Origin of the sequence: Mesorhizobium sp. PAMC28654 (assembly GCF_020616515.1) — a bacterium.
Taxonomy (GTDB): Bacteria; Pseudomonadota; Alphaproteobacteria; order Rhizobiales; family Rhizobiaceae; genus Mesorhizobium.
Genome location: NZ_CP085135.1, coordinates 2,427,850 through 2,441,537, shown reverse-complemented (window position 1 = coordinate 2,441,537; position 13,688 = coordinate 2,427,850). Strand labels below are relative to the sequence as shown.

Below are 13,688 nucleotides of genomic sequence, written 5' to 3'. Positions count from 1 at the left end.
GCAAAGGTCCGAAGACTGCGGTTCACGACAACGATAATGGGAGAATGACAATGGGACTGAAGAGACTGTTTCTGAAAATGGCCACGATCGGCCTGGGCATCGGTCTGATGACCTCGGCGGCGTTTGCGGCAAACCTTCGTGTGCTGGCCTGGGATGGCTACGCGGACGCGGACTGGGTCAAGGACTTCACGGCCAAGACCGGCATCGGCGTCGACGTTGTTTTCATCGGCAGCGATGACGAGATCTGGGCCAAGATCAAGGGCAGCGAAGGGCAGGACTTCGACGTCTTCGCCGTCAACACCGCCCAGTTGCAGCGCTACATCAAGGCCGACCTCGTGTCGCCGATCGACGTGGCAAAGCTCCCCAACCAGAAAGAGGTGCTGCCGCGCTTCCGCGATCTGACGTCGGTCAGCGGCGTCACCAAGGACGGCAAGGTCTACGGCATTCCGTTCTGCTTCGACTCGATCGGCCTGATCTACGACACCGACAAGGTGAAGCCCGCGCCGACCTCGATGTCGGTCCTGTGGGACCCGGCATACAAGGGCAAGGTGCTGGCCTACGACAACGGCGAGCACAATTTCTCGTTCACCGCGTTGACGCTCGGTTACAAGGATCCGTTCAACCTCAACGAAGAGCAGATGGCGGCGGTCAAGGCCAAGCTGGTTGAGCTGAAGCGCAACGTGTTGAGCTTCTACACCACCGCCGACGAAGCCCAGCAGATCTTCCAGAACAATGACGTCGCGCTGATCTGGGCCAATTACGGCCAGCAGCAGGTCAAGGCGCTTCAGAAGGTCGGCGCCCATGTCGCCTACGTCAATCCGAGCGAAGGCGCACTTGCCTGGCTCGACAACTGGGTCATTTCCAAAGGCGTCCGCGACAACGATGCCGCCGAGAAATGGATCAACTTCATGCTGAGCAAAGAGGTCAGCGGCACGCTGTCCGAGCGCACCGGCTTCGGCAACACCGTGACCGAATCCAGCAGCGCCGGCGGCAACGACAAGCTGGTCTGGCTGAACAATGTCGAGGATCCGCTGAAGCGTTCGGACATGTGGAACGAGGTCAAGGCCACGCCCTGATCCCTGGCATTTGAAGGACCCGGCGGTTCGGGCATTCCGGACCGCCGAAAAGCGCACGTCGAGAGTATCCAATGAACCAGAACACCGACCTGCTTACGCTACGGTCCGTCTCGAAATCCTACGGCACGGTTCCCGTGCTGCACGACATCGACCTTTCGATCAAGGACCATCCGGCTCAGGCAAGACCACGGTCCTGCGGCTCATCGGCGGGCTCGAGCCACTGACAGCGGGCGAAATCCGGCTAGACGGTCAGGATATCAGCCGCATGCCAATCAACCGGCGGCCCTTCAACACCGTGTTTCAGGATTATGCGCTGTTTCCGCACCTGACCGTTTCCGGCAATGTCGGCTACGGGCTTTCGGTTCGCCACGTGCCGCGCAAGGAGATTGCCCGCCGCGTCGCGGAAGCCTTGGAACTCGTCCAGCTCGGGCTTTTTGCCGACCGGTTTCCGGCGCAGCTTTCCGGCGGCCAGCGCCAGCGCGTCGCCCTGGCGCGCGCGCTGATCTGCCAGCCGCGCCTGATCCTGCTGGATGAGCCGCTCGCGGCGCTCGATCTCGAATTGCGCCGGCAGATGCAGGAGTTCCTGAAGTCCATCCAGCGCGAGATCAAGACCACCTTCCTGTTCGTCACGCACGACCAGGAAGAAGCCATGGACTTGCCCCGAAAAAGTGGAGAGTTTCCTTCTGATGAAAGGCGACCTCGATGACGAAACAGAGACAGTTTACGGATGCGTTCAAGGCGGAGGCGGTTGGCCTTGTGCGAACGAGCGGTCGGACGAAGCGGCAGATCGCGGAGGATCTTGGTGTTGGTTTCTCGACGCTGACGCGATGGATGGGTCGGCAGCTGGATCGTGAGATGGGCGATCCTGGGCGTCCGCCTGATGCTGATGTCGCCGCTGAATTGAAACGGCTGCGGCGGGAGAATGAAATCCTTCGGCAGGAGCGGGATATCTTGAAACGGGCGACGGCTTTTTTCGTCAAGGAGGGAAGTCGGTGAGGTTCGCGCTCATCGACCAGGCGAAGAAGGATTTCCCTGTGGACCGTTTGTGCGCGACGCTGGGTGTCAGCCCGAGCGGCTACTTTGCCTGGGGGCGCCGGCCGGCGTGCCGCCGGCAGCGCGACGACATGATAATGCTGGCGCATGTGCGATCGTCGTTCGCGCTGTCGAACGGAACCTATGGTAGCCCGCGCATGACGCGGGAACTGCAAGACAATGGCTTTGCCATTGGCCGGCGACGAACGGCGCGTCTGATGCGGGAGAATGGCCTCCAGGCAAGACAGAAGCGGCGGTTCAAGCGCACGACGGACAGCGAACACGCCTTTCCGGTTGCCCCCAATGTCATCGACCAGGATTTTGCCGCCACTGGTCCCAACCAGAAATGGGGTGCCGACATCTCCTACATCTGGACGCGGGAGGGCTGGTTGTACCTTGCTGTCGTCATCGATCTGTTTGCCCGCAAGGTCGTTGGCTGGGCTGCTGGCAACCGGCTACACCGCAGCCTGGCTCTGGCAGCGCTCAACAAGGCGTTCGTCATGCGGCAGCCGGAACCCGGCCTCATTCACCACTCCGACCGCGGCAGCCAATATTGTTCTATCGACTACCAAGCCGAATTGCGTGCCGCCGGCGTCATCATCTCAATGTCAGGCAAGGGCAATTGCTTTGATAACGCCATGGTCGAAACATTCTTCAAGACGCTGAAAACTGAACTGATCTGGCGCACCTCTTTCCTTACCCGCGCCGATGCCCAAGCCGCCATTGCCCGATATATCGACGGCTTCTACAATCCCATCCGGCGGCATTCCGCGCTCGACTACATCAGCCCGATGCAGTTCGAGCGAAACGCCGCCGAATGAGCAACCCGCTCTCCACTTTACCGAAGCAAGTCCACTGTTCCTGCGCAAGACACTGGTCGGCAAGGCGGTGCGAGCGGCGTCCGAGGACATGGAGGCGGCGACCTTGATGGGCATCAGCCCGCACCGTGTCAACGCCATCGCCTTCGCCATCGGCATTGCACTGGCGGGTGCCGCCGGCGTCGCGGTGGCGACCACCTTCCCGTTCAATCCGTTTGCCGGCTTCATATTCAGCTTGAAGGCGCTGGTGGCACTGGCGCTGGGCGGCATCGGCAATGTCGCGGGCGCGCTCGCCGGCGGCATCATCCTTGGCCTCATCGAAGCCTATGTGCAGTATTTCATCTCAGGCGGCTGGACCAACGCGATCGCCTACGGCGTGTTCCTGGCGGTGCTGATGTTCAAGCCGGAAGGCCTGTTCAGCCGGCCCTACAAGAAGGCTTGAGCGCCATGTTGAAGCAAGCATTGCCCAAACAAGCCTGGACATGGATCGCCATTGTCGTCGTCGCGGCCCTGGCGCTGGTGCCGCTGTTGCCCGGTGCGATCGACTCTTACGCCTTCTCCTTCCTGTTCTTCGTCTTCATCTACGCCATAATGGCTCAAGGCTGGAACCTGGTCGCCGGCTTCGGTGGCCAGATCAGCCTGGGCAACCATGCCTTCTTCGGCTTGGGCGCCTACACCACCGCCATCCTGTGGAGCGGCAACTATCTCTGGGGCTCGCTCTATGATGCCTGGCCGCGCATCTACTATTTCGATCCGGTGACCATGGTGCTGGGTGGCCTTGTCGCGGCGGTCGCGGCCGTCATCATCGGCCTGCCGCTCCTGTCCAAACTGCGTGGCGACTATTTCGCGTTGGGCACGCTGGGCTTCGGCGAGATCGTCAAGGTGATGTTCATCAATGGCGGCGACTTCACCGGTGGCGCCTTCGGCATCATCGCGCCGGCCAGCACCTTCGACACGCTGTTGCCGCACTATCTGGTCGGGCTCGGCCTGATGGTGGGCACCGCGCTCGCCATCCACCTGTTGATGCGGTCAAGATACGGACTGGCGCTGATCGCGGTGCGCGACGACGAGATGGCGGCCTCGGCCAACGGCATCGACACGCTGAGGGTCAAGGTCGCCGCCTTCGCCGGCAGCGCCTTCATCGCCTTCATCGCCGGCAGCCTCTACACCTATTACATCTTCCATGTCGGCCCGGACTCGGTGTCCGACCTCGACTGGATGCTGCTGCCGCTGATGATGACAGTGGTCGGCGGCACCGGCACGCTGCTCGGCCCGATCCTCGGCGTCTTCGTCATGTACGCGGTGTTCGACCTCGCCCGCATCGTGGTGCCAGATTATCATCCGGTGATTTCGGGGCTGACGATTATCCTGGCGATGCTGTTCTTGCCGAAGGGACTGATGCGGAGCTTTAGGAGCAGGGCGCGGGCGGCTTGAAGAGGATAGCTGCCGCTCTCCACACGAACAGCCGCCTGCAAAACTATCTGCGCACCTGACCGGCATGAGTTTCATTCCGGTTTTACGTCGCGTTAAAATGAATATGGTTTGATATGAACTCCCACCGCGCGACGACAGTTTGGGGGCTTCATTGACCTTTGCCACGATCGTCTCCGACCACGCCGCGATCCGGCCCGACGCGCTCGCCGCGGCTGCCGATGGCGGTACGCTCAATTATTCTCAGTTCGCGGAAAATGCGGGGCGGCTAGGCAGTTGGCTGGTCGAACAAAGGGCGGAGCGGATCGCCATTCTCGGCTCGCGCAGTCTCGGCGCGTTCATCGCCGTAATGGGCGCAGCGTGGGCTGGCGCGGCTTATATTCCGCTCAGTCTGAAGGCCCCCGCCGAGCGATTGGCGGCGATCCTCGATCAAGCCCGTCCCGACGTGCTGCTGATCGATCGACATGGCGCTAACCTCGTCGACGCCGCTCTAGAGCAGAATCTGATCATTCCGGCTCATATCCTGTTGCGGCGAAGTAGTTGGCGCACTCGGTTGGTGTGAAGCAAGGCAGTGCGGCGCTGATGGTATCCCACAATTCCGCGACGGTTCGTGCGGCGGCTTTGCGTAGAATCGATTTCAGCTTGGAAAAGGCGTTCTCGATCGGGTTGAAGTCGGGGGAATAGGGCGGGAGGAACATCATCCTTGCGCCGGTTGCTTCGATCGCCACACGGGCGGCTGCGCTTTTGTGCGCCGGCAGGTTGTCGAGGATCACGACATCGTCGGGCCGCAGCGTCGGCACGAGAACCTGCTCGACATAGGCGACAAACCATTCGCCAGTCATCGGGCCGTCCAGGACCATTGGCGCGGTCATGCCAGTGAGGCGCAGGGCGCCGGTGAACGTCGTCGTCTTCCAATGGCCATGCGGGATTGGCGATCGGCACCGCATCCCGCGCTTCGTGCGCCCCCGCAGTCGAGCCATCTTTGTCGAGGCTCCGGTCTCGTCGATGAAGACCAGATGCTCGGGATCAAGATCGGGCTGGGCGTCGAACCAGGCGTTTCGTCGCGCCGCCACGTCTGGCCGCTCCTGCTCGCTGGCGTGCGCCGTTTTTTTTGAAGGTCATGGAGTGACGATCGAGAAACCGCCAGATCGTGCTCGTCGCAAACGACGCGCCATGCTCCTGTCGCAGCAACTCGGCGAGTTCGACCAGCGTGATGTCCACCCGCCTCTCGATCGCCGCCAGGATGATGTCGCGATACGCTTCAACGCGGTGGGACCGCCTGTCGCCGCCCTGCGGCTTTGCGCAGGTGGCTCCGGTCTCGCGCCATTCCCGGACCCAACGCACCGAGCTTGCCGCCGCCACGCCAAATCGCGCCGCTGCCGCCCGTCGCGACAGGCCGCCATCAACCGCTGCGACCACCCGAGCCCGCAAATCTTCCGATAAGGATTTCGCCATGCCATGCCGGCCTCCGAATCCAGCAGATATGCTGAATCAGATTTCCAATCCCAACGAAACCCCTATCGATTCTATCCGCTCGGATTTTGCTCTAGAGCAGAATCTGATCATTCCGGCTCATATCCTGTTGCGGCGAAGTAGTTGGCGCACTCGGTTGGTGTGAAGCAAGGCAGTGCGGCGCTGATGGTATCCCACAATTCCGCGACGGTTCGTGCGGCGGCTTTGCGTAGAATCGATTTCAGCTTGGAAAAGGCGTTCTCGATCGGGTTGAAGTCGGGGGAATAGGGCGGGAGGAACATCATCCTTGCGCCGGTTGCTTCGATCGCCACACGGGCGGCTGCGCTTTTGTGCGCCGGCAGGTTGTCGAGGATCACGACATCGTCGGGCCGCAGCGTCGGCACGAGAACCTGCTCGACATAGGCGACAAACCATTCGCCAGTCATCGGGCCGTCCAGGACCATTGGCGCGGTCATGCCAGTGAGGCGCAGGGCGCCGGTGAACGTCGTCGTCTTCCAATGGCCATGCGGGATTGGCGATCGGCACCGCATCCCGCGCTTCGTGCGCCCCCGCAGTCGAGCCATCTTTGTCGAGGCTCCGGTCTCGTCGATGAAGACCAGATGCTCGGGATCAAGATCGGGCTGGGCGTCGAACCAGGCGTTTCGTCGCGCCGCCACGTCTGGCCGCTCCTGCTCGCTGGCGTGCGCCGTTTTTTTTGAAGGTCATGGAGTGACGATCGAGAAACCGCCAGATCGTGCTCGTCGCAAACGACGCGCCATGCTCCTGTCGCAGCAACTCGGCGAGTTCGACCAGCGTGATGTCCACCCGCCTCTCGATCGCCGCCAGGATGATGTCGCGATACGCTTCAACGCGGTGGGACCGCCTGTCGCCGCCCTGCGGCTTTGCGCAGGTGGCTCCGGTCTCGCGCCATTCCCGGACCCAACGCACCGAGCTTGCCGCCGCCACGCCAAATCGCGCCGCTGCCGCCCGTCGCGACAGGCCGCCATCAACCGCTGCGACCACCCGAGCCCGCAAATCTTCCGATAAGGATTTCGCCATGCCATGCCGGCCTCCGAATCCAGCAGATATGCTGAATCAGATTTCCAATCCCAACGAAACCCCTATCGATTCTATCCGCTCGGATTTTGCTCTAGCGGCCGCCGCGCCCAAGTTGATCGTTGCGGCGGACGATATGACACGCGCGATAATCAAGCCGGTGCTGGGCGACATTCCCACAATCGCGGACCTTCGCGCGCGCCAGATACCACCGGCGGCGGTAGCGGCCGACCGCACAGCGTATATCATCTTCACCTCGGGCACGACCGGTGTCCCCAAGGGTGTGGTCGTGTCGACCGGTGCGCGCGCCGCGCTGGTCGAAGAAATGCGACGCTGGTATCCACTCGGCCCCGACGACCGCGTTGCTGAAACCGCTGATCTGAGCTTCGACATCTCTGTCGCCAACATGATCTTGGCGTGGCAAAGTGGCGCCTCGCTGCACGCTCTTCCGGTTTCGTCGATGGTCGCGCCCGCCCGGTTCATCCGGACCAATGCGATAACGACATGGTGTTCTGTGCCAACCGTCATCATCACGATGATCCGCACCGGCGCGCTGCGTCCGGAGGATCTTCGAGACATTGCGCTATTCCATTTTTATCGGCGAGGCACTCCCGGTTACAGCAGCGCGAGCCTGGCAAGAGGCTGCCCCCTTCAGCCGGGTCGACAATCTTTACGGTCCCACCGAGGCAACGTTCGGCTGTTTCGGCTATGTGTTCGATCCGCTAGCGATCCCGGACGCGGACACCGTCCCGATCGGCCGACCGTTCGCCTCCACGGACGCGATGATCGTTGACGAGAATTTGAAGGCGCTCGGTATCGGAGAACGCGGGGAACTGGCCTTGGCCGGGCCACAGCTCGCCGATGGTTATCTCAACCGGCGCGATCTGACCGAACTGCGCTTTCCAACAATCGACGGCGAGCGCTGGTATCTGACAGGCGATGCCGCCTGTCGCGACGAAAACGATGTCTTCCATCACCTCGGCCGGCTTGACAACCAGCTCAAGGTGCTTGGCTACCGGGTTGAGCTGGAGGACGTCGAAAGCCACGTGCGCGCCGTGTCCGGCGCGATATCGGCCGCGGTTATCGGCTGGCCGCACGGCAACGCGGCGGTCGAAAGCCTGATCGGCTTCACCGTTGGCGCGACGCGGTCCAGCGAGGAAATCCGAGTGGCGCTGAGCGAGCGCTTGCCAGCCTATATGATACCGCGCGTGCTTCACCCGGTCGACGCGATGCCGCTTTCCGCCAACGGCAAGCTTGATCGCGGCCGCCTGACCGCGCTGTTGCCGGATCGCGAGGCCGCACATGGCTGACGCCTTGACGGTCGCTCCGCCCAGCCGAACGCCCCCACTGCGACGCTGGCGCGATTTTCGTCTGATCCCCGCGTTTGACAAGGACGCCCGCGCGATCGCGCTTGCCCAGACTCGGATCGGGCGGCTGTTGCTGTTTGCCATTATGCTGGTGCTGGCGCGTGGTGATCTCGCACTCACGGCGACTATCGGCTTCGGTGCGGCGGTCGCCTATCTGCCCCGGCGCCGCGCACTGCTGATGATCGTGGCGACGGTATCGCTCATCTCGTTCGGTCCGATGCTGGCCGGCGGCTCACCGCCATCGCCTATTGCCGTGGTCGACACCTTCAGCATATTCGCCTTCACCGCGATACTGCTCGCCATCGCACGCCGCACCGGCCGGCGCGGCCCGTTCGCGCGGCCGGTTCCGACATTGTTCGTCGCGATCGGTGCGCTCGCGACCTTGGGGTCGCTCCCCATGCTTGGTGCGACCTTTCAAGCGATCGTCTGGAGCGCTGCCACCACACTCGCAGCCTCAATGTGGTTCATCGCCTATGCATTGGCCAACACGACGGGCCGGCAGGCTAAGCCGGCAGCGCAGCATCTTGGCGTGCTGCATCCGTTCTGGGGATCGACGACGGTTCCGTCCGGCAAAGGTGCCGCTTATCTGGCCAAGTTCGAGGCGCGCACCGACGCTGAGCTCGCGGTCACGCAAATCAAGGCGGCTAAGTTGCTATTGTGGGCAAAATTGCTGCTGGTCGCCGGGTTGTCCTTTCACGCGCTAATGCATGTCCAGGGCGGCATCCCCACGCTGGCCGAGGCGGTTGCCGCCTTGGCGGCGGATCATCCGTGGTCGCGAACGCTTTCGATCGAGGCGATCCCCGTGGACTTTATCGACAATTTATTTTCGCTGGCGGTGATGGGCCATGTGTTCGTGGCATGCTGCCGATATGCAGGCTTTCGCATACCGCGTAACATGTGCCGCCCACTCGAGGCGCAGAGCATCGCCGAGTTTTGGAACCGCTATTATTTTTACTTCAAGGAATTGCTGGTCGATTTCTTCTTTCTGCCAGCATTTTCGAGACTACAGGGCTGGCCGGCGCGAATGCGCGTACTGGCGGCGACCTTCTGTGCCGCCGGATTGGGAAATTACTTGTTCCACTTTTTCAGGGACATCGATCTCGTGCGCACGTTGGGACCGGCACAAGCGATCATCGGATCGCAGACCTACGCCTTTTACTGCCTGCTGCTGTCGCTTGGAATCGCCTGCTCGCAACTTATCGGCGCGACGTCCGCATCGTCGCAAAAATCCAGTATCGGCCGGATCGCCTCGCGTTTCCGGGTGATTGGTTTCTACTGTCTGGTCAGCCTGTTCGCCTATGACGGCCGCACGTTGACCCTGCAGGATCACTTCCACTTTCTCTTCTACGTATTGGGTATCACCGCATGACGAATTCGAAACGCGACCGCATCCGCCAATTCGTCATCAGCAAACTGCGCGATTCCGGCGCCGATCTCAGCGACGGCGACGCACTCTTTTCGACCGGACGGATCGACTCGCTCGCCGCAGTCGAATTGATCCTGATGCTCGAACAGGGGTTCGGGCTCGATGCAGGTCATCCGGATTTCGACCCCGCGATGCTCGATTCAATCGACGAGATCATGCTGCTCATCAACTGATAAGCGGGTCTCAACATCGATCGCGGAAATAGCCTTGGGCAGTTCTGTCAGCCGACGAATGACGGCTATCGGGCCATGAATAGTGGCCACCACGGTCCAGATAGCGGCGCGAGCGGCCCATGTGGCGCGATGTCCTCGGCCAACAGGCTGCCGCGCGCCATGGGCCGGCGCCAAGGCCCATGCGGTCGAACATGCGCCGATCTTTCAAACTCCCAGCGAGTAGCCGAGATCGCGCAGCGGCAGTCGGCGCACCCGCTCTCCGGTGGCGGCGAATATGGCGTTGCCGAGTGCTGGCGCCAGCGCAGGGAAGGCGGGTTCGCCCATTCCGGTCGGCGGATTGTCCGACTGGATGAAATAGGGATCGATCGTCATTGGCGCGAAGGGCATGCGCAGGATCGGATAGGCATTGTAGTTCTGCTCCTGGATCCGGCCGTTTTCGAAGTTGATCTTGAGACCCATGGCGGTGGAGAGAGCGTCGGTGGACGCGCCCTGCGCCTGAGCTTCGGAGCCGGCCATGTCGATTATGGGGCCGACATCGAGCACCACCACGATGCGCGCGATCTTGATCCGCTTGTTGGCGTCCACGCTGAGCTCGACCGCCTGCGCGACATGGCCGGCATGCGAATAGCACCAGGCCAGGCCCAGCCCGCTGCCTTTGGGGAGCATCTTGCCCCAGCCTGCCTTGTCGGCGCACATCTTGATGACGTCGGTGGCCCGCTTGGGGCTGAAGTTGACGCTCTTGTCCTTGGGCACCAGTTCGGGCACGTCGCGGTTCACCGCATCGAGAAGGAGCTCGACATGGTCGCGGCCAGACGCGAGCGACAGTTCATGCATGAAGCCTTGCGCGGCGAAGACCTGGGCATTGTCGCCCGGCGCGCGCCAGGCGCCGGTGGGAATCCTCAACGGCAGCATGGTCTTGGCGCGGCGCAAATTGGGCGCCTTGATCGAATATCTCAGATTGTCGGTAAGGTTGGCACCCGAGGCTTCCTTCTTGCCGTCGGCGGTGAAGGTGATGAAATGTTCCTGCCAGGCGTCGAGCCTGCCAGCTTTGTCGATCGCGCCCTTGAACTGGTGATAGCCGGCGGGCCGGTAGAAATCATGGGCGAAATCGTCTTCCCGCGTCCATTGCAGCTTGACCGGGGCGTTGACCCTCGTGGCGATGGCCGCGGCCTCGCAGGCATAGTCATTGACCAGGCGCCGACCGAAGCCACCGCCGACGCGCGTCTGGTGCATCACGACTTTTTCCGGCGCAATGCCAGCCGCCTTCGCGACCAGCGGCAAGCCGCGATCGGGCTGCTGCGTGGGCACCCACATTTCCATCACCCCGTCATGCCAGTGCGCCGTGGTGTTCATCGGCTCCAGTGGCACATGGGCGACGAAGGGATATTCGTAATAGGCCTCCACGGTCTTGGCGGCATTGGCGAAGGCCTTGTCCACGTCACCGACATTGTCGTCGGGCTTTTGCGGGAAACTGGCCGCCAGCTTGCCGGCCTCAGCCGAGAATTGCGACGTTGAATCGTTCGACGCCGCGCTCAGGTCCCAATCCACCTGAAGCTTGTCCTTGGCCTGGAAGGCGCTCCAGGTGTCGTGGGCAATGATGGCCACGCCCGGCATCACTTCGACCATCATGCCGGTGCCGTCCACGGCGAAGGCGTCGAGCACACCACGCTCAGCCTTGATCTCGTCCACATTGAAGGATTTGACCTTGCCGCCCGCCGCCGGACATTTGGTGTAGGTGGCATAGACCATGCCGGGAAGCTGAACATCGATGCCGAACAGCGGCTGGCCGGTGACGACCTTGGGGTCGTCGACGCCGCGATAGCGCTTGCCGATCAGGCGGTATTCGGCGCGGGTCTTCAGCTTCAGGGCTTTGGGATCAGGTACTGGCATTTTCGCCGCCATGGCGGCAAGCGAGCCATAGGTCGCGGACCTGCCGCTGGCGGCATGGGTCAGGACCGAATCCCTGGCGGTGATCTGCAAGGGGTCCACGGCCCATTGCCCGGCGGCGGCGGCGACCAGCATCGCCTTGGCGCCGGCGCCGGCCTGGCGCAACTGGTCCCAGGCATGCGGGATGGAGGTCGAACCGCCCGCGCCCTGGCTGCCATAGATTTTAGGATTGATGTCGGCCTGCTCCATCACGACATGGTTCCAGTCGGCATCGAGTTCGTCGGCAATGATCACGCCGAAGGAGGTCTTGATGCCCTGGCCGATCTCCGGGCATTTGGAATAGATGGTGATCGTGTTGTCGGGAGCGATGCGGATGAAGGCGTTCATCGCCTGGTCCTTGACATCGGCCGTATCGACATTCGCCGTCTCGGCCGCGAACGCTGCATCTCCAAGGTGGAAGCCCAGCACCAGCCCCGCGGCGCCAGCACCGGCCAGCTTGAAGAAGGTACGCCGTCCCATGGTCAGCGACGCACTGGCCGGCGGTACCGAACGGACCTCGCGTATCAGCGCCGAGAGATAGGCATCGGACTGGGCAAAGTGGGTGTCAGCCATTGGGAGCCTCCTTGGATTGCTGCTTCGCCTGCTTGTGCAGATCGGCCACATCCTTGCCTGTCATATCAGCGCCTTTGGCACCGAACCGGGCGGTGACGTAGTTGGCCACGGCCGCTATGTCGTCGTCGGAATAGCCCTCGCCGAAGGCCGGCATGAAGATCGGGCCCTCGGCCGTCTTGCGGTTGACGCCATTGATGACCGTCTGCGCCACGTTGGTGGCGCTGGGATCGTTGACCGCGCGCACGCCGGTCAGCGTGGCGTAGCCGGTGACCGGGCTCACGCCGGTCCAGCCGTGGCAGCTGGCGCAGGCGCCGGCGAAGATCTTTTCGCCGCGGGAATTGGCATCCGCCACCATGCCCTCCTTGTACGACGCCGGCGCCGCCGTCGTGACCGTGCGCGGCAGGTCGCTCGCATGGCCGGGTATGCTGCGCAGATAGGCCACCAGGGCATGGGTGTCGTCCGGGACGAGATAGCTCAGGCTGTCGTCCGTGGCTTCACCCATCGGGCCAGCCGCGCCGCCATGACCGTTGGCATGACCGGTGGAAAGATAGAGATAGACATCGTCATCACTCCAGTCGCCGATGCCGGAATCATTGTCGCTGGTGATGTTGTAGGCGCGCCAGCCTGCTGTAAGGGCGCCCGCGAATTTGCTGTGATTGTCCAGCGCATAGGCAAGGTTGCGCGGTGTATGGCATTCGCCGCAATGGCCCATCGCCTCGGCAAGATAGGCGCCTCGGTTCCATTGCGGCGTCTGGCTGGTGTTGGGACGGAAACGTTCGTCGGCATTGAACATGACGTTCCACATAGCCATCAGGCCGCGCTGGCTGAAGGGCCAGGAAAGCTGGTCTTGCCTGGCTGGGGCATGGACGGGCGCCAGCGTGAACAGATAGGTCTTGATAGCCAGCGCGTCGGCGTCCGTCATGTAGGCATAGGAGCTGTAGGGCATGGCGGGATAGAGCTTTTCGCCGTCGGCGCGAATGCCCTTGTGCACGGCCGCCAGGAACTGGGCGTCGGTATAATCGCCGATGCCGGTTTGCTTGTCCGGTGTGATGTTGGTGGAATAGATCGTGCCGAACGGCATGTTGAAGGCGAAGCCGCCCGCGAAGGGCGCGCCGCCCGGAGCGGTGTGGCAGGCCTGGCAATCCGCGGCATGGGTGAGATATTCGCCGCGCTTCACCGGATCGGCGCTGGCAAGCTCAGCGGGAACACCGGTGACATCGGCGCCATGGTAATCCGCCAGCGCCACGGTCGAGCCGCCGGCAAAGGACATCGGATTGCGGCCGAGAACGAGCCATCCAGCGAAACCAAGCGCGACGACGACAATGACCGCAATGACGATGCCGATGATTTTCTTCATG

The 13,688-nt window shown here is 62.5% G+C and carries 12 protein-coding genes and 2 pseudogenes; 10 read left to right on the top strand and 4 right to left on the bottom strand.

Annotation, left to right across the window (positions count from 1 at the left end; translation table 11 throughout):
* Positions 1 to 50 precede the first annotated feature (50 nt).
* From LGH82_RS12275 to LGH82_RS12250, 6 genes and pseudogenes are all read left to right on the top strand, one after another.
* Positions 51 to 1,076, top strand: a complete 1,026-nt coding sequence (locus tag LGH82_RS12275; RefSeq protein WP_227348727.1) for an ABC transporter substrate-binding protein — start codon at positions 51 to 53, stop codon at positions 1,074 to 1,076.
* 71 nt (positions 1,077 to 1,147) lie between these two features.
* A pseudogene (locus tag LGH82_RS12270) lies at positions 1,148 to 1,734 on the top strand (ABC transporter ATP-binding protein); the annotation flags it as partial.
* A 44-nt stretch (positions 1,735 to 1,778) separates the two neighbouring features.
* Positions 1,779 to 2,929 (top strand): IS3 family transposase gene (locus tag LGH82_RS12265; protein WP_413771365.1). Its coding sequence is split into 2 segments (ribosomal slippage): positions 1,779 to 2,043 and positions 2,043 to 2,929, totalling 1,152 coding nucleotides; the frame shifts between segments, so codons are not numbered across the junction.
* On the top strand, positions 2,817 to 3,368 hold the full coding sequence (locus tag LGH82_RS12260) for a branched-chain amino acid ABC transporter permease (protein WP_227348726.1): 552 nt from the start codon (positions 2,817 to 2,819) through the stop codon (positions 3,366 to 3,368). Before LGH82_RS12265 ends, LGH82_RS12260 begins: the two co-directional genes overlap by 113 nt.
* A 5-nt stretch (positions 3,369 to 3,373) precedes the next feature.
* Positions 3,374 to 4,360 (top strand): branched-chain amino acid ABC transporter permease, encoded by a 987-nt coding sequence (locus tag LGH82_RS12255; protein ID WP_227348725.1) that lies wholly within the window; start codon positions 3,374 to 3,376, stop codon positions 4,358 to 4,360.
* A gap of 151 nt (positions 4,361 to 4,511) precedes the next feature.
* Complete coding sequence (locus tag LGH82_RS12250) at positions 4,512 to 4,919, top strand: AMP-binding protein (protein ID WP_227348724.1); 408 nt, start codon at positions 4,512 to 4,514, stop codon at positions 4,917 to 4,919.
* Here LGH82_RS12250 and LGH82_RS12245 read toward each other — a convergent pair.
* A protein-coding gene (locus LGH82_RS12245) for an IS630 family transposase (RefSeq protein ID WP_227343924.1) occupies positions 4,864 to 5,812 on the bottom strand; the annotation gives its coding sequence in 2 pieces (ribosomal slippage) (positions 4,864 to 5,470 and positions 5,469 to 5,812; 951 coding nt in all). The two genes, LGH82_RS12250 and LGH82_RS12245, sit on opposite strands and share 56 nt — an antisense overlap.
* 107 nt (positions 5,813 to 5,919) lie before the next feature.
* A protein-coding gene (locus LGH82_RS12240; RefSeq protein ID WP_227343924.1) for an IS630 family transposase occupies positions 5,920 to 6,868 on the bottom strand; the annotation gives its coding sequence in 2 pieces (ribosomal slippage) (positions 5,920 to 6,526 and positions 6,525 to 6,868; 951 coding nt in all).
* Between LGH82_RS12240 and LGH82_RS33295 the strand changes: the two are divergent.
* From LGH82_RS33295 to LGH82_RS12220, 4 genes and pseudogenes are all read left to right on the top strand, one after another.
* Positions 6,867 to 7,412: pseudogene (locus tag LGH82_RS33295) on the top strand (AMP-binding protein); the annotation flags it as partial. The gene LGH82_RS12240 and the pseudogene LGH82_RS33295 sit on opposite strands and share 2 nt — an antisense overlap.
* Before the next feature lie 31 nt (positions 7,413 to 7,443).
* Positions 7,444 to 8,175, top strand: coding sequence for an AMP-binding protein (locus LGH82_RS33290; RefSeq protein WP_264484377.1), 732 nt, complete (start codon positions 7,444 to 7,446; stop codon positions 8,173 to 8,175).
* The gene (locus LGH82_RS12225; RefSeq protein WP_227348723.1) at positions 8,168 to 9,601 is read left to right on the top strand and encodes a hypothetical protein; all 1,434 of its coding nucleotides are present in this window, start codon (positions 8,168 to 8,170) and stop codon (positions 9,599 to 9,601) included. Before LGH82_RS33290 ends, LGH82_RS12225 begins: the two co-directional genes overlap by 8 nt.
* Positions 9,598 to 9,831 carry an acyl carrier protein gene (locus LGH82_RS12220; RefSeq protein ID WP_227348722.1) on the top strand — a complete coding sequence of 78 codons (234 nt, stop codon included), beginning with the start codon at positions 9,598 to 9,600 and terminating at the stop codon, positions 9,829 to 9,831. Before LGH82_RS12225 ends, LGH82_RS12220 begins: the two co-directional genes overlap by 4 nt.
* A 204-nt stretch (positions 9,832 to 10,035) precedes the next feature.
* Here LGH82_RS12220 and LGH82_RS12215 read toward each other — a convergent pair whose 3' ends face one another.
* On the bottom strand, positions 10,036 to 12,330 hold the full coding sequence (locus LGH82_RS12215) for a xanthine dehydrogenase family protein molybdopterin-binding subunit (protein WP_227348721.1): 2,295 nt from the start codon (positions 12,328 to 12,330) through the stop codon (positions 10,036 to 10,038).
* Positions 12,323 to 13,687: a c-type cytochrome gene (locus tag LGH82_RS12210; protein ID WP_413771444.1), complete on the bottom strand. Its 1,365-nt coding sequence runs from the start codon at positions 13,685 to 13,687 to the stop codon at positions 12,323 to 12,325. The genes LGH82_RS12215 and LGH82_RS12210 overlap by 8 nt, the downstream gene beginning before the upstream one ends.
* Between the last annotated feature and the right edge of the window lies 1 nt (position 13,688).